We start from the raw sequence: 21,060 nt of genomic DNA, 5'->3' as shown, positions 1-21,060 counted from the left end.
TACCTCCTCGCTTATGGCAAGGGTAGAACGATCCTGAAATCGGTGTATCCAGGCCGGCTTTCGCACTCGATCACGCCCAGGTGCTGTTGCACGAAGGTTTGCGCCAAGGTCAGTCCCAGCCCGCTGCCGCCTTCCCTGCCCGACACCAGCGGGTAGAAAATCCGGTCGCGGATCTGGGGTGCGATGCCCGGTCCATTGTCAATGATATGCAAGTCTAATGCCAGGTTGTAGCGGACCTTGGCCAGGGTCACCTGGCGCGCCACGCGCGTCTTGAAAATGAGCTCCGCATCGCCCGCCTCGATGCGCTCGGCCAGGGCCTGTGCCGCGTTGTGCGCGATGTTGAGCACGGTCTGTATCAATTGCTCCTTGTCGCCGCGAAACTCGGGAATCGAGGCATCGTAATCGCGCGAAATGGTCAGACCGCTGGGAAATTCAGCCAGGATCAGGCTGCGCACGCGCTCGCACACTTCGTGGATATTCACGTCGCCGACGATATGCGGGCGGCGGTGCGGCGCCAGCAGGCGGTCGACCAGGGTTTGCAGGCGGTCCGCTTCCTTGATGATCACCTGTGTGTATTCGCGCAGCTCGCTCAGGTGCAGGGCCGGCAATTCCAGCTCCAGCAGCTGCGCCGCGCCGCGGATGCCGCCCAGCGGATTCTTGATTTCATGCGCCAGGTTGCGGATCAGCTCCTTGTTGACCTGGCTCTGGTCGAGGATACGCTCTTCGCGGTCGAGTTTGAGCTGCTGCACGTTCTCGCGCAACTCGATCAGCACGCCGTCGCGCGGCGCGTCGAGCGCGCTGACGATGCTGTGCACGCGCAGCGGCTCGCGTCCCAGGCGTTCCAGGCTCAGGTCCTGGCGCAAGTCGGAAAATTTATGTTCGAGCGCCTGCGCGCAAATGCCGGCCAGCTCGTCGGGATTCAAGAACAGCGCCGTCAGCTTTTGCCGCGACAGTGCTTTCAATGAGCTTTCCAGCAGGTTTTCCGCCGCCGCGTTGGCATAACTGATGCGGCCGTCGCCATCGAGCAGGATCACGGCCGAAGCGAGCAAATCGAGGCCGGCCAGGTGCGCCGGGCGGCTGGAATGGTTGTCTAGTGTCATGTGCTTTACCGAATATTCGCGATCTCGCGTTTCAGGGCCTCGACGTTCTGCTGCGTCCGGCTAATGTTGTCCTTCAACTGCGCCACTCTTTCCTGGTATTTCGCATAGTTGCGCTCATTGCCCTGGCGCTCGGGCTGGCCGCCATTGAACTCCAGGCGCTGCGCCGCCAGCTTCTGCTCTTCGCTGCGCAGCTCGTCCTGCAGGATCTGGCGCCGGTCCAGGTCGCGCGCGCGCTGCTCGGCGCCATCGACCTTGGGAAACGCGCCGGCGGCAGGCGCCGCAGTGGCCGCCGCCTGCGTGGCGGGCCGGGCCGGCACGCCGGCCAGCGGCGCCGTCTTGCGTGGCGGCTCCGTCATGGCGCCCGGCAAATCGAGCAACTGGCAATGCGCGCCAGCCCGCTTGTCCGTGTACGTCTTGTGTCCTTGCGCATCGGCGCATACATACAGCTGCCCGTGCGCCTGTGCCGCCGCGCCCAGCAATCCTGCCATCAGCGCCATTCTGTAATGCTTGGTCAATCTCTACTCCTGTCGGCGCGTGCCGCATCGTTCCTGGGCCGACTATACAACAACGCACTGTGGCGCCATAACAAAAAACGCGGGCGAGACCATCGCCTCACCCGCGTTTTTTTATTCACTACCGGCACATTGCCGGCGTGGCGCCATTACAGCGAGTAGTACATGTCGAACTCGGCAGGATGCGTGGTCATGCGCATGCGCTGTACGTCCTGCATTTTCAGTTCCAGGTAAGCATCGATCATCGAATCGCTGAACACGCCGCCACGGGTCAGGAACTCGCGGTCCTTGTCCAGCGCATCGAGTGCTTCTTCCAGCGAAGCGCACACGGTCGGGATCAGTGCGTCTTCTTCCGGCGGCAGATGGTACAGATCTTTCGAGGCGGCTTCGCCCGGATGGATCTTGTTGGCAACGCCGTCCAGGCCGGCCATCAGCAGCGCGGCGAAGCACAGGTACGGGTTCGCCAGTGGATCCGGGAAGCGCGCTTCGACGCGGCGGCCTTTTGGATTGGCCACGTGCGGGATACGGATCGAGGCGGAACGGTTTTTCGCCGAGTACGCCAGTTTCACTGGGGCTTCGTAGCCTGGTACCAGACGCTTGTACGAGTTGGTGCCCGGGTTGGTGATCGCGTTCAGTGCCTTGGCGTGCTTGATGATGCCGCCGATGTAGTACAGGGCGAAATCGGACAGGCCGGCATAGCCGTCGCCAGCGAACAGGTTTTTGCCATCTTTCCATACGGATTGATGCACGTGCATGCCCGAACCGTTGTCGCCAACGATAGGTTTCGGCATGAAGGTGGCGGTCTTGCCATAGCTGTGCGCCACGTTCCACACCACGTATTTCAGGTTTTGCGTCCAGTCGGCGCGCTCGACCAGGGTCGAGAACTTGGTGCCGATTTCATTCTGGCCGGCGCCGGCCACTTCGTGATGATGTACCTCAACCGGGATGCCCAAGGACTCGAGAATCAGGCACATTTCCGAACGCATGTCCTGGAAGCTGTCTACTGGTGGCACCGGGAAATAGCCGCCCTTGACGGTAGGACGGTGGCCGCTGTTGCCGCCTTCGATGTCCTTGCCGGTCGACCACGAACCTTCGTCTGAACCGATCTTGACGAAGCAGCCCGACATGTCGATCTTCCAGCGCACGCTGTCGAAGATGAAGAATTCTGGCTCAGGGCCGAAGTAGGCGGTGTCGCCCATGCCCGACGATTTCAGGTAGGCTTCGGCGCGTTTCGCGATCGAGCGCGGGTCGCGGTCGTAGCCCTTGCCGTCCGACGGTTCGATCACGTCGCACTGCATGAACAGCGTGGTTTCTTCCATGAACGGGTCGATATTGGCCGTGTTTGGATCCGGCAGCAAGATCATGTCGGACGCTTCAATGCCTTTCCAGCCAGCGATCGAAGAACCGTCAAAGGCGTGGCCCGACTCGAATTTGTCCATGTCGAAGTGCGACACGGGAACCGTCACGTGCTGCTCTTTACCACGGGTATCAGCAAAGCGGAAATCAACGAATTTGACTTCGTTTTCTTCTACCATCTTCAAGACTTCTGCGGCTGTCATTGCCATGCGTATCTCCTAAATGAATGTGGGGTGAGCCGACCTTAATGCGTCTGGGCTGATGAAGCGAAGCAAACATTGCGTGCCACCAAAACTCATAAGGATCATAGCAGATTCCATGCCAGCTTCTGGTGGGATGACGCCGCCAAGGTCAAAACCCGGCCATCCCAGTGAAAGTTTTCCTGCCCGCGATTTTCCTGCTGCGTTTGCGTCAAATCAAGAATGCACTATGCAAGTGCAAAAAACGAATATCGCACCATTATCGTGCATTTTGCACCAATTCCTGAAAAATGCCTCCTTCTGGTGCATGCACGATGCACCGTTGTTTCCCGTTTGCGGCACGCGGACGGCGCACTATAATCGAGCACACCTGCCACTTTCATCGAGGACGCCATGACCACCGCCGCCGACATCCTGACCACCGCCCGCAGCCGGGCCAATGAAGGTACGCCGTATGCCGGCGCCGTCACGCCGCAGGAAGCGTACGACCTGCTGCAGCGCGATGCGGCCGTCAAGCTGATCGACGTGCGCACAAATGCCGAGCGCGACTGGGTGGGGCGGGTCGATATCGCCGATACCCAGCATGGTGCGGTGCAGTGGGCCACCTACCCCGGTGGCGTGCCGAATCCCGATTTCCTCGCGCAACTGGCCGCCCAGGCCGGCAAGGACGAGGTGCTGCTGTTCCTGTGCCGCTCCGGCGTGCGTTCGCGCCACGCGGCCAAGCTGGCGACCGAGCACGGCTACCTGAACTGCTACGACATCCTCGAAGGTTTTGAGGGCGACAAGGATGCCGACGGCCACCGCAAGCAGATCGGCGGCTGGTGCAAGGCGGGACTGCCGTGGCTGGGCGCCTGACGCTGGCCACCTGACTATCTGAACCGTGTTTGATCTGGCGGGCCACCCTGCGGCCCGCTATCGGCTACAACCATCCATGCGCGCCCGATTTTTCAACTGCGGCGCAAATTCTCCTTGTAAGTATGTACCTTATATAGTACAACATGGGGGTGCGTCATGGATGCTTCCGGCTTGCGGCAGATTACCCTGCTGTTCTATGCGAACGGCAATGGTGGCGAACCCGTGCGTGACTGGCTCAAGTCGTTGTCCATCGAAGAGCGCCATGTGATCGGACAAGACTTGATGCATGCGCAATGGCGCTGGCCCGTCGGCATGCCCTTATGCCGACACCTGGGACAAGGCTTGTCGGAAGTGCGCAGCAGCTTGCCCGGCAACTGTATCGCGCGCGTGCTGATCTGCCATCACGGCGATTGCCTGGTGGCGCTGCACGGCTTTATCAAGAAAACCCGCGCCACGCCCGATGACGATCTGGCGCTGGCCCGCAAACGCTACAAGGAACTGACATGAACGCCACCGCTTCGCACCTAGGCAGCAGTCTCGACGACTTCCTCAAGGAGGAAGGCATTTTCGAGCAAACGCAAAACCGTGCCATCAAGGAAGTGATCGCATGGCAACTGACGCAGGCGATGCAGGAACAAGCGATGTCGAAGACGCGCATGGCGGCCCTGCTGCAGACGAGCCGCTCGCAGCTCGACCGCCTGCTCGACCCCAGCAGCGACGTGACGCTCTCCACCCTGGAGCGGGCCGCCGCGCTGGTCGGACGCAAGCTGTCGATCACCCTCGTGTAAATCCTCAGGCCGGCTCTCCCACCTCGGCGGCAGGGTGCTCGCCCATCAAGGATAAAATGCGCTTGCGCACGAAATTGATGTGGCTGCGCAAGCCATACAGCCCATCGGCAAACGACAGGGGAATCGAGATCTGGTTGACCATCTCCTCGATCTGGTCGAGCCGTTTCAATTGCGCCGCATACACTTGCGCGCGCTGCTCTGGCGGCACGTCCTCCAGCGCCTGCTCCACCGTGCGCAGTTGGCCATACCAGCGATACACGCGCGAACGGATGCGCCACACGTACAAAGGCGGCACGACGCGCGAGAGGGGCAGGATCAAAGCTCCGAGCGCCACCACCAGCACCCACATGCGGTCAAAGAAATTGGCCAGCCAAAAACTCATGTAGCGCTGCAGCACGGGCGCGCCATCCTTGTAGAATTTCAGCGCTTCCGGTGCCACGGGAATTTCCGTGTAGCGCGCGGACGGGAACTGCCCCTGCTGCTGGAACCAGCCCGTGCCCCCATGGATGCTGGCCGCCGCCTGCACGAACAGGTCGACGAGGGCTGGATGCAAGTCTTCGCGCGCGACCAAAGTGGCCGTCGGCGCGATCAAATGATAATCCTGGGCGGGAATGTTCTGCCCCAGGTCAACGATACCGCGCGGCAAGACGACGTGGGTCAGGAAAGGCAGGCGCCGCGTGTACGCCTCCGCCTGCGAAAAATCAAACAGCTTGATGCCCGGCGTTTGCAACAGCATCTGGATCAGCGGCGCTTCCGGCGCCGAGCTGAACACGAGGCCGTCGATGCGCCCCTCCAGCAACTCCACCGTGGCCGGCGTGTTTTGCAAGTCGCTCACCGTCAGCTCGTTCGCCTCGACGCCATTGACGGACAGCAACTGCCGGAACAGACCGGGCACGCCCGTGCCTTCCGGTCCCAGGTTGATCTTCATGCCCTTCAATTGCGCCAGCTCCGTCACCGCCTTGTCTTCGCGCATAAAGAGCCAGACGGGTTCCGTAAACAGGCTGCCCAGGGAAATCAGGCCGTGGCGCTCGGCATCCTCGTGCTCCGTCGAGCCGCTTTGCACGAAGGCGATATCGGTCTTGCCATTGTTGAGGCGCTGCAGGTTTTCCTGCGAGCCCAGCGACGGCTGCAAGGTCACCTTGATGCCGTGCTTGGCCAGGGTGGATGCATATTTCTTGCCGAACTCTTCATAGGCGCTGTTGTCCTGCCCCGTCGACAAGCTTACCTGGCGCGGTGGCGCCGGGTCGACCAGCCAGTAAGCGAGCGCGCAGAACGCGCCGACCAGCAGCAAGGTGGGACCGGCGGTGGCGAGGAAATCGCGCACGGAAAAGCGGCTGAACGCGAGGATTTTGGACATGTGGTGGCGCATAGGTTTCATGGGTGGCTACGATGCCAAGAAAAGCTCAACTATGCAAGGCACTTTCACATGCGCGGCGTGGCCAAATCCGCTACAGTGGCAGATCAACCACCCGCCCTCTGGAGTCCCGCATGCTGAAAATTCTTGGAAAAGCCGCCTCGATCAATGTCCGCAAAGTCCTGTGGACGTGCGATGAACTCGACCTGCCGTATGAACGCGAAGACTGGGGCAGCGGCTTTCGCAGTACCGATGACCCCGCCTTCCTGGCCTTGAACCCGAACGCCATGGTGCCCGTGCTGCTTGATGGCGACCTGGTGCTGTGGGAGTCGAACACGATTTGCCGCTACCTGTGCGCCCAGGCGGGCCGCGACGATTTGCTGCCAAGCACGCCCCGCGCCCGCGCGGAAGTGGAAAAATGGATGGACTGGCAGATGGGTGACCTCAACAACAGCTGGCGCTACGCCTTCATGTCGCTGGTACGCCAGAGCCCGGCACATCAGGACGCGGCGCAGCTGGCGGCCGGTATTACCGGATGGAACAAGATGATGGGCGTGCTGGAACAGCAGCTGCAGCGCACGGGCGCCTTCGTCTGCGGCGAGCAATTTACCTTGGCCGATATCGTGCTGGGCCTGTCCGTCAAGCGCTGGCTGATGGCGCCCATGCAGCGTCCCGACTATCCTGCCATCGCCGCTTATCACGCGCGCCTGGAAGGTAAAACCGCTGTGTTTGCCGGCTAATCGAGTTCGATTGCCTCGACCGTGCCGCCGATGACATAGCAATCGCCATCGCGGCGCACTTCGTCCAGGGTCACCGGGTCATCGTGCGTGTACATGCCGTCCACGTCGACGCACCATACGTCGCCGAAACGCAGCAACTTCACGCCGCAGCAGATGCGGTTGATGAAGTTGCCCGGCGTCTTGATCATCAATTCCCGCACGTCGCCCACGGTGATGGCGACCTGGCGCCAGACATTGCCTTCCAGCCCATGATTTCTTGCGTACAAGACGATGCGCACGGCCTGCACGCCGCCGGGCTGATACTGCTGCTCGAGGGACACGAGAGCGCCATCGTCAAAGCGGTGGTATTGCTGAAAAATCTGCTGCGTCTTGTCCAATTACACTCCCTCAAAAAAAACCGGCCATGAAGGCCGGTTTCAGCTGCAACAGTAGCTTAATTCGTACACTGCTTGGCCACGCCTTCGGCCGGCGCAGGCGCCTCGATCAGCGGCATCAGGCTTGGCGCCAGGGATACCAGCAATTGCACGGGCAAGGCGCTGGTGAAGTCATAGTTTTTCGATTCCGGTCCGCGCACATACGCCGTCATGCTGCCATAGAAGCGCTCGCCGATATTGAAGACGAACGTGGCCGAACGGTTCACATAGCGCGACTCGATCAGGCGGCCGCCGGCGCCATACACGTCGAAACGCTGATCGCCCGTACCCGTCTTGCCGCCCATCGGAATCGGCACGCCGTCGGCGCCGACAAATGCCGTCTTCGCCCGTTTCGCCGTGCCGTCCGACACCACTTCGCGTATGGCCTTGGCGACAGCGCGCGCCACGTCCGGCGACAGCACTTGCTCCGCTTCCACCTTGCTGCCCCGCTTGACCATGGTGTCGTAAGGCGTGTTGGCGGCGAAATGCATGGAATCGATGCGCACGCTTGGTTTACGCACGCCATCGTTGATGATGATGCCCATCAGTTCGGCCAGCGCGGCGGGACGGTCGGCCGAGGCGCCCAGGGTCGTCGCATAGGACGGCACGAGCGAGTCGAACGGATAACCCATCTTCTTCCACTGGCGGTGGATTTCCAGGAAACCTTCCACCTCCAGCAAGTTGGCGATGCGGCGGTCCTGCGCATGCTTGCGGTGCGTATTAAACAGCCATTTATAGACTTCCTGGCGTTCCTTCTCGCTGGCCGCCACCATCTGCGACAAGGTGGAACCCTCGTGCTGGCGCAGGTACGCCACCATCCACAGTTCCAGCGGATGCACGTTGGCCAGGTAGCCGCGGTCGGCCAAGGACCAGTTTTCCATTGCGTACTGCTGGTACATCTTGGCGACGCGCTCGGGCGGTACTTCGTTTTGCGACGTCAGGTTGGCGTTGAGGAAATCGCCGAATTCCGCCACGGTCCCCTTCGGGTTAACGGTGCGGAAGATATTGGCCAGGCGCACAGGTGTCGGGCGGATGCTGGCCAGCAGGATCTTTTCCTGCTCGTCAACGCTCTTGCCGCGGTACTTCTGGTAGAAGCGATGCAGGAATTCTCGCCCTTCCTTGTCGGCAAACCGGCTCAGGTACTGGGCCCGGCGCGGATCGTCCGCGTCCGCCAGCAGCGAGGCCGAGGAATCGGGACGTGAAAACATGTAGTAACGGGCCACGTCGCGCATCAGGCGCACGAACACCAGGTTGGTCGACTGGCGCAGCGCCTGCTGCACCGTCATGATGCGGCTGTCGTCGAGCTTGGAGAAGTTGCCGAAATGGTGCAAGCCGCCGCCCGTGAAGAAACCTTCTCCCGGATTGCCCGAATATTTGCGTTCCATCGCGGCCGCCAGCATGGCGGGAAGATTGCGCGCCTCGCCGAGCGGCAATGGTTTCAGATAGGCAATCGCCCACTGCGACAGCATGTCCTTCGGATCGACGGCGATTTTATTCAGCTCGGCCGCGCCCATGCCGCTGTAGCGCTGGTGCAACTGGTCGATGATGTCCATATACGTCACCAGGGTGCGCAGCTTGGCCGTGGAACCGAGGTCGAGCTTGGCGCCTTCATTGATGTCGAGCGGCTGGTCGTAATTATCCGTCTGCACGCGCAGCAAGTTGGCCTGGTCGCCCTTTTGCAGCAAGGTAAAGCTGTAGACGACGTTGGCGGGGTCTCCATTGCCCAGCATGCCCTTGCCCGTCAAACCGGCCGCTTTCGCCACTTCCGGATCGCGCAGCTCGCGCAAGACCTTGGTGACGGCATTTTGCGCCTGCGCGTCGAGCGTACTGACCACTTTCAGGTCCAGGCGGTCGAGGTTGTACAAGCGCGGATCGCCGAGCATGCTGGCCAGGTGATTGCGCACGGCATTCGAGGCCTTGCGCGTGACGAACGAGGTCGACGCTTCCGATTGCACGCCCGAGGCCGTCGACGGACGCAGCTTCTCGGCGATGGCCGCATCGCGCAGCTGCGGCGAAATCACGCCCGCTTGCGCCAGCAGGCGCAGATGGCTGTTCGCCAGTGCTTCCAGGTCGGCGCCGCCAGCCACCAGGTAATGCGAAGGACGGCGCTGGGCGATCAAGAGGCTCAGCGCCTGCTTGTAGGCCAGCGCGCTGCCCGGCTGGTCCATTTTTCCCTTGAGCAAGGTCTTCACTTCGGCAAATGGACGGCCATACCAGACCCACATGCCGTCGCCGATGCCGTTGACTTCGCCAAAACCGCTCTTTGCCGACAGCGGCACGGTGTTGAGGTAATTGACGACGATCTTGCGCCGCGCTTCCATGGTGTTTTCGCCATCCTGGTATGAACGCAGACTGGCCGAAATCATTTGCAGCAGCTTGTCCTGCATGGAACTGGTGCGGCCATCTTCCGAATGCCGGTATTTTTCAATTTGCGTGGCCAGGGTGCTGCCGCCGCCGCCGCGGTGGCCGCCGAACAGGTTCAGCGCCTTGTCGAGGACGGCCTTGCTCAGGCGGTCCCATTCCACGGCCGGATTGCGCTCGGGCGTGCCAGGGTCGAGCAATTCGCGGTTTTCGATGAACAGCAGGCTTTGCACGAGCGCGGGCGGCGCTTCGGCAAAGCCGTCGAACATGCGCTCGGGATAGCTGGCCGCAAACAAGGGTGCGGCGCGGCAATCGAGAATGGACAATCCCGCGCGGTTTTTCTCGTGATATGTGGCAAAGATGCCCCGGTCGACCAGTTGCACCATTTTCGGCGACATGCGCGCCTGCGCCGTCACTTCATAGTCGCGGGCGTTCAGCTTGGTAATGAAATCCGGCAGGCTGGCATAGCCAAGGCGCTCATCGTAGGGCCCGTGCTGCGGATAGCGGATGGCGCCGGCCGGTGCTGGTCCAGGCTCGACCTTAAACGCCAGCTGGCGGTCCAGACGCGTGAAAAACTCCGCCTGCAGGGCCGATGTGCGCACTTCGCGCATGACGAACCACGCCACGCCGGCAATCAGCGCCAGCACGATGATGGCGAAGATCGGCCAGATGCGCGAACGGCGCTTCTTCGGCGGACTCGCCGGCGGTGGCGCCTCGGCGCCCGTGTCGGGGAGTGGATCAGAAGGGGGCCGCTCTTGCGCGGCCAGATTGACGCCTGTGTCTTTCATGGGATGCTGGGGTAAGGTTGGGTTTGGACGGCGCGGGAAAGGCGGCAGCGATACCGCTCCGCGCAGGATAAGACGAGGGCCAGCCAGGGCCGGTCACAACAAAGCTTGCTTAACATGATGTCCATACCGGTGAATCAAAAAAACACGCTACTGCACAGGCAGGCGACCCCGCGTTCGACACGCAAAGCCCCTGTTCACCATTCCACCACATCGGCATGAAAACGACTGACGAGCGCACACAAAAATCTTGCTTCATTGAAGATTTTCGCAAAAAAACAACGTCCTGGAAGGTACGCTGGCGTACATAGAGGCAAAGCGGGCTGAACGCCAGCGAAAAGCCGCTGGCGCCGGGCTGGCTGCATCTCAGATGGTGGTGTATTCCGCCTGCAAGGTATCGAGCGCGGCGCACATCTGCGCAAAGGCGGCGGCGGCCTGCGCGGGCTCGCCCTTGACGCCCAGTTCGATATGCCGGCGCGTCTGCGCATCGCCCACGCTGGGCAGGCTGAACACTTTGATCAGCGGAAACTCCGCTTCCAGGCGCACCATCAGCGGCGTCAGCAGGGATTCGGCCGTTTCGTACACGAGCAAGGCATGTTCCGCGTGCGGCACCTGGTTGAACAGGTGCGCATAATGCGTGTCGAGCACCCATTCGATCATGGGCCAGGACATGACGGGAAAGCCGGGCACAAAGTAATGTTCGCGCACGGCAAAGCCGGCAATCTTGTTGTACGGATTCGGAATCAGCTCGGCGCCTTGCACGAATTCCGCCATTTTCAGGCGGTGCAGGTTTTCCGGCGAGTTCAAATCGGCCGGCACGCCCGCCTCTTCTCCCATTTCCGTGATCCGTTGCTGGATATTGACCTTGCCCTGCGGATGCAGCACCAGCGGCAAGCCCAGCGCATCGGCAGCCGCCTGGCGCGTATGGTCGTCCGGCGTGGCGCCGATGCCGCCAAAACTGAAGACGATGTCGCCGCTGGCAAAGCTGCGCTTGAGCAAGGCCACCAGGCGGGCAGGTTCGTCGCCCACGTATTCCGCCCAGCTCAGCTGCAAGCCCCGCGCCTTGAGCATTTGTACTACTTTCGGGAAATGCTGGTCCGTGCGCTTGCCCGACAGGATTTCGTCGCCGATGATGATCAATCCGATAGCCATGAAACTCCCTCGTAGAATTCGATAAAAATACTCAAGCGTCCGCTGGCGCCACGTCGGTCATGCCGCGTACGCCCCGCAAACGCGACAGTGCTTCCAGGCAGTAATACTGGAACCACAGGCCCGTAAAGATAAAGATCAGTACATACAGCCAGATGGCGAACGCCGCCAGGAAGGGGAAGAACACCACCGACATCACGCCGCCCATCCACAGCATGCCCGGCACGGCGCCCGCCGCGCCGGACACCATGCCGATGGCCAGCAGAGGCCAGCGCTGCGTGCGCATGATAGCGTGGCGCTCTTCCGCGCTGGCGTAGTCGGCCATGGCGTCGTAGGCCATCACGCGGTACGTCAGCCAGCCCCACAGCACGGCCTGCCCCATCAATGCGGCCGGCGGAAACGCGTACAGGGGCAGCATGATGACCCAGGCGATAATGAACAGCAGGAACGTGGCCAGCGAAGTGGCGACGCTGCCCAGCAGGCTGCCGCCATGCTTCTTGTCCAGCTGCGGAAAGTGCCGTCCGCCCACATGGCGGCCGATGGCCGGCATGGCGAACAGGCCCATGAAGATCAGCGCCGTCAAGATCATCAGCGGCAGCAGCATGAACATGGCGATCAGCGGCACGATCACGGCTTTCAGCATGCCCAGGCCGAAGGTGGACAGCACCTGCCCGCTGGTGCGGAAGAAATCATACTGCGTAAACAGCGCATGCAGGCTGTCGATCAGCGGCTGCAAGCCCACGTACAGCAGTGCGCCCCAGAGGATCACGGACAGGATGAACGGCGCCACGCTCAGCAGCAGTATCTTGCCATGCAATTGCGACAGCAGGGCGCGGCCATACGAATTCAACACGTTACGCATCAACGGCGTCCTTTTCGTTTGATTCTTGCAAATTCCACCATGCGGCGCAGGCCCAGCCATTGCTGCTGCCAGAAGCCGCGGCCATAGTTGCGTCCGGGCCGGCCCATGCCCTTGCTGTCGATGCGGGCCAGCTGGTCGCGCACGCCCGTGCGCGCATAGCCGGCCGAGAAATTCGCGGTGCCCAGCAGCATATCCCAAATCGGCAAGACGACGCCGAAGTTGCAGCCGCCCATGCTGCCCTTGCCTTTCGATTCATGCCCCACGCCGATCGCGTGATGCGTGCGGTGGAAACGGGGCGAAATCAACAGCCGCTCGCCGATGCGGCCGAAGTGTATCCTCACATTCGCGTGCTGCAAGCTTTGCAGAATGCGCGAAATGGACACCAGCAACACGTACTGGCCCGGCGGCACGCCGATGCCGAGCGCCACAAGGGCCATCACCACATCGCGCAGAAAGTCGTCGAGCAGGTGGTTGCGGTCATCGCTCCACAAATTCATGTTTTGCTGGCTGTGATGCAGGCTGTGCAAGCCCCACCACCAGCCGAAATGGTGCGAAGCCCGATGGTAGCAATAGTCGACGAAGTCCAGTATCACAAAATAAATGATAAAACTGAGCAAGGGACTGATGCCGGGTAACAGCGATTCCAGGTTCAAGGGATGGATGTCATCGAAACGCAAGGCGCCCGCCAGCGCATCCATCAGCGGATCGAGCGTAAAGAAGACGACGACGGAAAACAGGCCGATCCGGTGCAGCACGGTGTAGATAAAATCGTTCCAGCGGGCGCGCGGATCCGTGATCTTTTGCGCCGGAATCCAGGCTTCGAGCGGGCGCAGCACGAGAAACAGCAGCACCAGTTCGCACAGGCCGATCAGCAGCCATTCCGTGCCCTCGAACGCTTCTTCCGTGAATTCGCCAAAGCCCAGGTGATACACGAGTGGGTTGACGATGGTCTGGAACAGCCAGCCTTGCGCCACGCCAAAGGCGTCGACCACCGTATCGATGACGGGGGTGACGAAGCCGAGGATGTCGGCGGCCATCATGGCTGGCCCTTCTTCTGCGCGTAGGCAGGGTGCTCGCGCAACGTGGCAAAGCAGAACCCTTTGTCTTGCAAGCCAGAAATCAAGGCGTCGAGGTTGGCAGGCGCCCACGCATCCTTGCGCGACCAGATACCCATGTGCGAAATGAAAATGTCGCCGCTGCGCAAGTTCGCCAGCGCTTTTTTCAGCAGCATGGCGTTCGGATACTTGTCGCTGGGCAGCTCATCGCCCGAGTAGCCGGCTGGCGCCCAGGCCGCATGCTGGTAGCCGCAGGCGCTGCCGGCCGCCAGGGTGCGCGGCGACGTATAGCCGCCTGGTGCGCGCCAGAACGGATCGAGCTTGTGCCCGGTCAGTTCCTGGAAGCGCATATCGACCCGGCGCAATTCTTCGCAGAATTGTTTATCACTAAAGGACGCCAGCTTGCCGCCGTCCTTGCCGAACTGGGGCTTGACCTGGATCAAGCCGTTGGCCAGATCCTTTTTCCAGTACACGTGGTCAAACGTATGCGTGCCGAATGCATGGCCTTCGGCGACCCGGGCTTTCCAGTACGGCGCCCACGACGGATCGAGCGAATAGTCGCCCCGCGTCGTCTTTTCATTGGCCAGGAAAAACGTGGCTTTGATATGACGCTTGTTCAGCACGTCGGCAATCAGTTGCGCTTGCGACTGGTTGCCCGTGTCGAAGGTCATATAGATGGTGCCTTTGCAGGCGGCCGGGGCTGAAGATGCGGCCGCGGCCGGTGCTGCTGGCGCCGGTGCGGCGGCATGCGCGGGCGACAGCATGGCGCTGGCGCACAGCAGCATGGCGGACACGCGGCCCGCGGGAATCAGGTGTTTCATCGTCACACCCGCCATCACATGCGCGGCGAGTGGGTGGCGAAATACACGCCATGGGGCGAGCGGCCTACCGGTATCGTCTTAATGACCTTGCGCGTCGTCAAGTCGATTACGGCCACTTTCTTGATCCAGCGCAGGGTCACCCACATGGTCTTGCCATCGGGCGTGATTTCCATGCAGTCCGGGCCGCCCGGTACATTGATGGTGCCCACGTTTTCCAGCGTTTTCTGGTCGATGATGTTGATCGTGTTCGACACGCGGTTCGAGACAAACGTCATACGGTTGTCACCGAGCGCGCGGAAATTATGCGTGCCGGCGCCCGCCTTGATGCGCTTGACGGTCTTTTGCGTGCGCCAGTCGATCACTTCCACGTAATCGCTGCCCATGATGCCGACCAGCAAATGCTTGCCATCGGGCGTCATCGTGATACCGGCGGGCGCGGGGCCGACAGGCATGGTCCACTTGACGGTTTGCGTGGCCAGGTCGATGGCGCTGACCTGGTTGCTGCCCTGCTGGGTAATGAAAGCCATGGTGCTGTCGGCCGTGAACGCCATGTGGCTGGGCAGCTTCGGCAGCGGGATGCGCTTGGCCAGGGTCAGGTTCTTGCCGTCGTAGCGGTACAGGTCGATGCGGTCCAGGCGCAGCGAATTCGAAATGAACCACTTCTGGTCCGGCGAAAAGCCGATCTGGTACGGGTCGAGGATGTTGCTGATGCGGCGCTGGATCTGGCCCGACACGGGGTCGAGGAAAATGAGCTCGTTGCCGACGGAACTGGCGACGATCAGCGACTTGCCATCGGGCGTTTCCATCAGATGATGCGGTTCCTTGCCGACGGCAAAGGTGGACAGGGGAGCATAGGTTTTCTGATCCAGCAGTTGCACCGTAGCATCACGGGAATTGAGCACCACCACCACTTCGGCTTGCGCCGTCGATATTGCGGAAACCAGGCACAGCGAGGAAAAAACAAGGCGGCGTAGACTGCGGAACATGGAAGAAATCACTGTTAAATACAAAACATGCATTTTACGTGGAACACTGTATTTATTGTGTGAAATCCCCTTTAAATGCGACCGACAACCACACATCGGCGTAATTTCCGGTTTTTCCCTGCGCCAGGCCTGGAATGGCGCTTTGCAACTCATTGCTCTACAATCTGAAGCTTTCATCGCCTACACAAGGATTATCATGACCACCACCACTACCGCTTCCGGCCTGCAATACATCGATACCGTCGTTGGCGAAGGCGCTGAAGCGCAAGCCGGCAACAATGTTGTCGTGCATTACACTGGCTGGCTGCAAAACGACGACGGCAGCGCCGGTTCGAAATTTGACTCGAGCAAGGACCGCAACGATCCATTCGAATTCCCGCTGGGCGCAGGCCGCGTCATCCAGGGTTGGGACGAAGGCGTGCAAGGCATGAAAGTGGGCGGCAAGCGCCAGCTGATCATCCCTGCAGCACTGGGCTATGGCGCGCGCGGCGCCGGCGGCGTGATTCCACCGAACGCCACCCTGATTTTCGACGTTGAACTGCTGGGCGTATAAGAAGCTGAAGGCTGCGATCCAACGACCGCGCCAGGCGCCGCCCCTGTTTACTCAGCGGCGGCGTTTTTGTTTTGAGTGTGTCCTCTAATGCACGGCGCGCTTTTTTCACTATGATGTCAGGTACTGCAGCACGCACGGTGGCCACTCCGCCGGGCCTGCCGCACTTTTCCAGCGATTCCATCAGCACACAGGAGCCATCATGAGTTTACAAGAGCAATTCGAACAAGCGCAGCTCGATTCCAAGACCCTGTCCGAGCGTCCGGACAATATGACCTTGTTGAAAATCTACGCCTTGTTCAAGCAAGCGTCGAGCGGCGACGCCACGGGCGAACGTCCTGGCATGACCGACTTCGTCAACCGCGCCAAGTTCGACGCCTGGGCGGCCCTGGCCGGCACCTCGAAGGAAGATGCGCAGCAACAATACATCGACCTGATCGAAGACTTGAAGGACTGATCGTCCCTCCCTGCCCCGGCGCCTACCGGGGCAGTATAATTTCTGTATGACACCATCACCGAATTCCCTGGTTTCCCTGGGCCATGCCGCCGGCCTGCCCCGCTTCACGGCTGTCGATGTCAACGAACACAACACGCAAGCGCATGGCTTTTACCGCCACCTGGGATTTATCGGGGAAAGCCGCTCCGAACGCGACCCGTTCGGCAAGCCTTTCCCCATTTTGCACCTGAAACTGCCCGAAAACGGCTAAAAACTCACCAAAAACCACCAAAACAGGCCGTTAACGCAAAAGTGGCTACCAAAATGGTAGCCACTCTTTCATGTTGAAACGGCGCTAGAATTTACTTTTTCGCCGCCGCCAGCGCTTGCGCGATCCAGCCGTCAAACTTTTGCTGGTGGAACTTGATCCAGCCAGCCGTATGGCGGGCGATATCGGCTTGCGTGTTTTCCCCACGGCGCATGCGCTCGTTCTGCGCATTGATGTCGGCCACGGGCAGCTGCATCACTTCGAACAGCTTGGCAGCCGCCGGGTTTTTCTCGGCCCAGGCCTTGTTCGACACGATGCGCGCCGTGTTGACGGCAAAGCCGTAATCGCTGCCATTGTCCAGGCGCGTGTTCACTTTCTCCGGGTTGGCCGAGAACGGCACTTTCAGCCAGACCACGTCCTTGCCCGGCACCAGCACGCCGCTGACCCAGTACGGCGTCCACGTGTAGTACAAAATCGGTTCGCCGCGCTTGTAGCGGCCCATGGTGTCGGCGATCAGGGCCGCATAGCTGCCCTGCACGTGCGTTACCGTCTCGCGCAATTTATACGCATCCATGTGGTTCTCGATCAGCGCTTCGCAGCCCCAGCCGGGGTTGCAGCCCGTCAAGTCGGCCTTGCCGTCGCCGTCGTGATCAAACAGCTTGGCCAGGTTCGGGTCGCGCAACTGGTCGATATTCGTGATGTTGTACTTCTCGGCTGTCGCCTTGTCGATCAGATAACCTTGCGCGGCAGGACCGGCGTATTGGCCCGTGCGCAGCAGCTTGGCGTCACCGCCCGCGTTGTTATAGAAATCCTTGTGCATCGGATCCCAATGCACGGCCATGAAGGTGGCGTCGCCGTTGGCGATGGCGATATGCGCCGTCGGATATTCCACTTCCTTGATCGGCTGCACTTCGTAGCCGAGCTTTTCCAGGGCCTTGTCGACCAACATGGTCTGGAAAGTTTCTTCCGCGATCGAGCTTTGCAGCGCCTGCACCTTGATGCCCTTGCCGGGCAACGCATCGGCGGACGCGGCCGGCGTCTGCGCCATGGCCAGGCTCGTGGTCAGGGCCATGGCGGCGATTGCCAGGGCGGAAAACAGCTGGAACTTGCGTTGCGATTTTTGCGTCACTTTAAAATTATCAATTTGATGCATGTGTATCCTTTATTGTGCGTTGGCCAGCGTAGCTTGCTGTTCAACATTATTTTTCTCCGTATTGCCGCGCACCAGGCGCAGCACGAAACCGGCAGGACCCGTCTGGTACCAATGGCGCACGCCGCGGCGTGGCTGGCCCATCGCTTGCGTCAAGCGGTCCAGGGTGATGGCCAGCAGCACGATACCCAGGCCACCGACGGTTGCCAGGCCCATGTCCAGGCGGCCGATGCCGCGCAATACCATCTGGCCCAGGCCACCGACGGCGATCATCGAGGCGATCACGACCATCGACAGCGACAGCATCAGCGACTGGTTGATACCGGCCATGATGGACGGCATGGCCAGCGGGAATTGCACGCGGGTCAGCAACTGCCACGGCGAGGCACCATACGCGCGGGCCGCTTCGATCAGGTCGGGACGCACCTGGCGGATACCGAGGTTGGTCAGACGCACGAGCGGCGGCAGGGCAAAGATGATCGTCACGATCACGCCTGGCGCATTACCGATACCAAACAGCATCACCACCGGCACCAAGTAGACGAAGGCAGGCGTCGTCTGCATGGCGTCGAGCAAGGGACGCAGGATATTCTGCGCCCGGTCGCTGCTGGCAAGGAAAATACCGAGCGGCAAACCGATGGCCAGACAGAACGCCAGCGAGGTGAGCACCAGCGACAGGGTCGTCATGGCTTCCGGCCAGATGCCCAGCATCGATACGACCAGCAGCGCCAGCACGGTGCCGATGGCCAAGGTGCGGCTGGTAAATTGCCACGCCAGCAAGCCGATGATGGCGATGACCGTCAGCGACGGGGCCGCCAGCAGCACGCCTTCCACGCCGGACAGCACGCTGTCGATCGGCGCGCGCACGGCCTGGAAGAATGGGCGGAAATGGGCGACAACCCAGCCCAGGCCCTGGTTGATCCAGCTTTCCAGCGGCAGCGAGCCGTCGAAAATCTGCGTCAGATGAAAACCGGAGGCCGCGTGATCAGGCTGCACGGCCGGTCCGGCCGCATCCAGCCACGACGTGTCGCCCGGCGGCGTCAGCGCCCAGGGATTGATTTGAGCGGCCGGCTGTGCAACAACAGCTTCTACTGTGGAAACGGTGCTTGGATTCATGCTTGTCCTTTCTGTTGTTGTTCGGCAATGGCTGGCGTATCGCGGTCGAGGAACTTCAGCAAGGTTGTCTTGCTGATGGCGCCGCGGAAGCTGCCGTCATCGGCCACCACTGGGACGGCGTAAGGCAGCTGCGCCACCTGGCCGAACAGGCCGGCGACCGGCTCGTCCGCGTTGATGGTCTGCACGTCGGGCAGGTAGGCATGCGCCAGACCCAGCGGACCAACATGGCCGTCGAGCGCGCTGCGCAGCGAATCGGCCGACACGACGCCGAGGAACTTGCGCTGCGGATTGACGACGTAGGCAAACGCGCGATCCTGCTCTTCCAGCATCGACAGCGCGGCGCGCGAACCGCGGCTCGGCGACTCGGACACGACGATCTGGCTCTTGCGGGCAATATCGCTGGCCTTGAACACGGCCGCCGCATCGACGCCGCGCACAAAGTTGCGCACGTAATCGTTGGCAGGCTTACGCAGGATTTCTTCCGGCGTGCCTACTTGCACCACGTGGCCGTCTTTCATGATGGCGACGCGGTCGCCGATACGCATGGCTTCGTCGAGGTCATGCGAAATGAAGACGATGGTGCGGCGCTTGATTTGCTGCAAGCGCAGCAGTTCTGATTGCATTTCCGTACGGATAATCGGATCGAGCGCGGAAAACGCTTCATCCATCAGCAAAATCGACGGATCGCAAGCCAGCGCACGGGCCAGGCCCACGCGCTGCTGCATGCCGCCCGACAATTCGTCGGGATAGCTGGCGCCGTAGCCGTCCAGGCCCACCTGCTCCAGCGCTTGCTGGGCCAGCGCATGGCGCTCGGCCTTGGGCATGCCGGCCAGTTCCATGCCGAAGGCAGTGTTGTCGAGCACGGTAATTTGCGGCAGCAGCGCGAACGACTGGAACACCATGCTGATGTCCTTGCGGCGCAGGGCGCGCAGCTGGGCGTCTGGCAAGGTATTGATGTCGTTGCCATCAATCAGGATGCGGCCGGCCGTCGGTTCGATCAAACGGTTCAGCATGCGCACCAGGGTAGACTTGCCCGAACCGGACAAGCCCATGATGACGAAGATCTCGCCCGCTTCAATGGTAAAGGTGGCGTCGAAAACGCCGATGGTGCAATCGGTCTTGGCCAGGATGTCCTGCTTGCTGGCGCCTTGATGAACGAGTTCAAGTGCTTCTTCTGGCTTGTCGCCGAACACTTTGAACACATGGTCGATGATGATTTGTTTTGCCACGATGTGGTTCTCCCTCGATTTGACGAATGGAATGAAACCCTGCAAGCCTGCTAGCTTGCGGCGGGAATCAACAAACCCTGTTGCGTCGGCTACGCCACGGCGCACAAGCGCACGGGAGCGACAGGAAACAGGGGGTGACACGCATGTGACCAGCGGATGGCCAAAGCCGGTGCCGGGGTGCCGTGTGCGTGCTAAAAGAGGCTGTGGTTCAGGACTTTTAACAACGCTAGCGCCATGCAAATACATGGCACCAAATGTATTTGACCGAAAAAAACGATCAAGGTACTTTTAACTGGATGCGGGTGTAAAACCCGAAGAATTATTCACCACTCAGCAAGTGGGGAGTACTGCGAAGCAGAAGGTGAAACGCGGTGTAGCTGTTGTAAATATGACTCAAGTATAACGCAAAAAGCCGCCAAAGTCCAATGGCTTTCCAAATAGAAATGTGCTAGCAATGTTCGCTAGCGTACAGTCAGACGTCAAAAAGGCGAAAAGCGACGTGTTTTCGCCGCCTTTTCGCCCTCCGCCGCGGCGCCATCCTTACCACCAAACGCGGTGCCAGACAAGCGGGTCAAACGCCATCAGGCTGGCTCGGCAAACACCTTGCGCATCTTCTCGGCAATCTTGCCTTCAATCGTGGAAGCGAAGGCGCTGAGCATGAAGCCCAGCTTGATTTGCAATTGCGCCTGCTCTTTTTCCAGGGTCAGCGAACCATCGACGCCGCTGCGCTCGAAGCGCAGCACATCGCCATCCCAGGCGCACGCCAGATCATATTCCTGGGCCAGCTTGTCGGCCACTTGCTGCGCCGCTTCGCGTGCCTTTGCTGCTGTCAGCTTATGTTGCTGAACTATATTTATATCCGCCATCAAACGATCCTTTTATTATAAAAACGGGGGCCATACGGCCAGCATCATACCAGCCGCCATGCGGCGGGCACGGCCGCAGCCGGCGCCGGAGGGGTAAAAAAGCCCGCC

Annotated in this window: 22 protein-coding genes; 7 read left to right on the top strand and 15 right to left on the bottom strand. The window is 60.9% G+C overall.

Annotation, left to right across the window (positions count from 1 at the left end):
- Positions 1-11: 11 nt before the first annotated feature.
- The 3 genes from glnL to glnA form a co-directional block, all read right to left on the bottom strand.
- The gene (glnL, locus tag GYK42_RS24040) at positions 12-1,100 is read right to left on the bottom strand and encodes a nitrogen regulation protein NR(II) (RefSeq protein WP_058049184.1); all 1,089 of its coding nucleotides are present in this window, start codon (positions 1,098-1,100) and stop codon (positions 12-14) included.
- Positions 1,101-1,105: 5 nt separating this feature from the next.
- Positions 1,106-1,588: a DUF4124 domain-containing protein gene (locus tag GYK42_RS24035; RefSeq protein ID WP_166449579.1), complete on the bottom strand. Its 483-nt coding sequence runs from the start codon at positions 1,586-1,588 to the stop codon at positions 1,106-1,108.
- Between the two features lie 173 nt (positions 1,589-1,761).
- Complete coding sequence (glnA, locus tag GYK42_RS24030) at positions 1,762-3,177, bottom strand: type I glutamate--ammonia ligase (protein ID WP_029496182.1); 1,416 nt, start codon at positions 3,175-3,177, stop codon at positions 1,762-1,764.
- A 384-nt stretch (positions 3,178-3,561) separates the two neighbouring features.
- Between glnA and GYK42_RS24025 the strand changes: the two genes are divergently transcribed.
- The 3 genes from GYK42_RS24025 (at position 3,562) to GYK42_RS24015 (ending at position 4,811) form a co-directional block, all read left to right on the top strand.
- Positions 3,562-4,023 (top strand): rhodanese-like domain-containing protein, encoded by a 462-nt coding sequence (locus tag GYK42_RS24025; RefSeq protein WP_046685424.1) that lies wholly within the window; start codon positions 3,562-3,564, stop codon positions 4,021-4,023.
- Between the two features lie 156 nt (positions 4,024-4,179).
- On the top strand, positions 4,180-4,530 hold the full coding sequence (locus GYK42_RS24020; protein WP_166449545.1) for a type II toxin-antitoxin system RelE/ParE family toxin: 351 nt from the start codon (positions 4,180-4,182) through the stop codon (positions 4,528-4,530).
- Positions 4,527-4,811 carry an XRE family transcriptional regulator gene (locus GYK42_RS24015; RefSeq protein WP_166449544.1) on the top strand — a complete coding sequence of 95 codons (285 nt, stop codon included), beginning with the start codon at positions 4,527-4,529 and terminating at the stop codon, positions 4,809-4,811. The genes GYK42_RS24020 and GYK42_RS24015 overlap by 4 nt, the downstream gene beginning before the upstream one ends.
- Positions 4,812-4,815: 4 nt before the next feature.
- On the opposite strand, the gene GYK42_RS24010 is transcribed toward GYK42_RS24015, so the two are convergent.
- Entirely contained in the window at positions 4,816-6,168 is a 1,353-nt protein-coding gene (locus GYK42_RS24010) for a TAXI family TRAP transporter solute-binding subunit (protein ID WP_166449543.1), read from the bottom strand.
- Positions 6,169-6,299: 131 nt separating this feature from the next.
- Here GYK42_RS24010 and GYK42_RS24005 point away from each other — a divergent pair, with 131 nt between their 5' ends.
- Positions 6,300-6,905: a glutathione S-transferase family protein gene (locus GYK42_RS24005; protein WP_166449542.1), complete on the top strand. Its 606-nt coding sequence runs from the start codon at positions 6,300-6,302 to the stop codon at positions 6,903-6,905.
- Here GYK42_RS24005 and GYK42_RS24000 read toward each other — a convergent pair.
- The 7 genes from GYK42_RS24000 to GYK42_RS23970 all read right to left on the bottom strand — a co-directional run bounded on the left by GYK42_RS24000 (position 6,902) and on the right by GYK42_RS23970 (position 15,337).
- Entirely contained in the window at positions 6,902-7,282 is a 381-nt protein-coding gene (locus tag GYK42_RS24000; protein ID WP_166449541.1) for a hypothetical protein, read from the bottom strand. The two genes, GYK42_RS24005 and GYK42_RS24000, sit on opposite strands and share 4 nt — an antisense overlap.
- Positions 7,283-7,338: 56 nt before the next feature.
- Positions 7,339-10,467: a transglycosylase domain-containing protein gene (locus GYK42_RS23995; RefSeq protein ID WP_166449540.1), complete on the bottom strand. Its 3,129-nt coding sequence runs from the start codon at positions 10,465-10,467 to the stop codon at positions 7,339-7,341.
- Between the two features lie 363 nt (positions 10,468-10,830).
- Complete coding sequence (locus GYK42_RS23990; protein WP_166449539.1) at positions 10,831-11,616, bottom strand: competence/damage-inducible protein A; 786 nt, start codon at positions 11,614-11,616, stop codon at positions 10,831-10,833.
- Between the two features lie 31 nt (positions 11,617-11,647).
- Positions 11,648-12,475, bottom strand: a complete 828-nt coding sequence (locus GYK42_RS23985; RefSeq protein ID WP_166449538.1) for an EI24 domain-containing protein — start codon at positions 12,473-12,475, stop codon at positions 11,648-11,650.
- Positions 12,475-13,515, bottom strand: coding sequence for a sterol desaturase family protein (locus GYK42_RS23980; RefSeq protein WP_431190184.1), 1,041 nt, complete (start codon positions 13,513-13,515; stop codon positions 12,475-12,477). The genes GYK42_RS23985 and GYK42_RS23980 overlap by 1 nt, the downstream gene beginning before the upstream one ends.
- Positions 13,512-14,351, bottom strand: a complete 840-nt coding sequence (locus GYK42_RS23975; RefSeq protein ID WP_166449537.1) for a polysaccharide deacetylase family protein — start codon at positions 14,349-14,351, stop codon at positions 13,512-13,514. The genes GYK42_RS23980 and GYK42_RS23975 overlap by 4 nt, the downstream gene beginning before the upstream one ends.
- Before the next feature lie 14 nt (positions 14,352-14,365).
- Positions 14,366-15,337, bottom strand: a complete 972-nt coding sequence (locus GYK42_RS23970; RefSeq protein ID WP_058049179.1) for a cytochrome D1 domain-containing protein — start codon at positions 15,335-15,337, stop codon at positions 14,366-14,368.
- 196 nt (positions 15,338-15,533) lie between these two features.
- Here GYK42_RS23970 and GYK42_RS23965 point away from each other — a divergent pair, with 196 nt between their 5' ends.
- The 3 genes from GYK42_RS23965 to GYK42_RS23955 all read left to right on the top strand — a co-directional run bounded on the left by GYK42_RS23965 (position 15,534) and on the right by GYK42_RS23955 (position 16,594).
- Positions 15,534-15,890 carry an FKBP-type peptidyl-prolyl cis-trans isomerase gene (locus tag GYK42_RS23965; RefSeq protein WP_034760263.1) on the top strand — a complete coding sequence of 119 codons (357 nt, stop codon included), beginning with the start codon at positions 15,534-15,536 and terminating at the stop codon, positions 15,888-15,890.
- Positions 15,891-16,089: 199 nt separating this feature from the next.
- Positions 16,090-16,344, top strand: coding sequence for an acyl-CoA-binding protein (locus GYK42_RS23960; protein WP_034760268.1), 255 nt, complete (start codon positions 16,090-16,092; stop codon positions 16,342-16,344).
- Between the two features lie 46 nt (positions 16,345-16,390).
- The gene (locus tag GYK42_RS23955) at positions 16,391-16,594 is read left to right on the top strand and encodes a hypothetical protein (RefSeq protein WP_205711532.1); all 204 of its coding nucleotides are present in this window, start codon (positions 16,391-16,393) and stop codon (positions 16,592-16,594) included.
- A 91-nt stretch (positions 16,595-16,685) separates the two neighbouring features.
- Here the strand turns inward: GYK42_RS23955 and proX are convergent, their stop codons facing one another.
- From proX to GYK42_RS23935, 4 genes are all read right to left on the bottom strand, one after another.
- Positions 16,686-17,744, bottom strand: a complete 1,059-nt coding sequence (proX, locus tag GYK42_RS23950) for a glycine betaine/L-proline ABC transporter substrate-binding protein ProX (RefSeq protein ID WP_166449536.1) — start codon at positions 17,742-17,744, stop codon at positions 16,686-16,688.
- A 9-nt stretch (positions 17,745-17,753) separates the two neighbouring features.
- Positions 17,754-18,857 (bottom strand): glycine betaine/L-proline ABC transporter permease ProW, encoded by a 1,104-nt coding sequence (gene proW, locus GYK42_RS23945; RefSeq protein ID WP_166449535.1) that lies wholly within the window; start codon positions 18,855-18,857, stop codon positions 17,754-17,756.
- Complete coding sequence (gene proV, locus GYK42_RS23940) at positions 18,854-20,086, bottom strand: glycine betaine/L-proline ABC transporter ATP-binding protein ProV (protein ID WP_035828675.1); 1,233 nt, start codon at positions 20,084-20,086, stop codon at positions 18,854-18,856. Before proV ends, proW begins: the two co-directional genes overlap by 4 nt.
- Before the next feature lie 581 nt (positions 20,087-20,667).
- Positions 20,668-20,952: a polyhydroxyalkanoic acid system family protein gene (locus tag GYK42_RS23935; RefSeq protein WP_070303356.1), complete on the bottom strand. Its 285-nt coding sequence runs from the start codon at positions 20,950-20,952 to the stop codon at positions 20,668-20,670.
- Between the last annotated feature and the right edge of the window lie 108 nt (positions 20,953-21,060).

It is taken from the genome of Janthinobacterium lividum (assembly GCF_011601275.1).
Lineage (GTDB): Bacteria > Pseudomonadota > Gammaproteobacteria > Burkholderiales > Burkholderiaceae_D > Janthinobacterium > Janthinobacterium lividum_E.
Note: the sequence above shows the minus strand (reverse complement) of the source record. Positions and strands in the feature narration are given on the sequence as shown.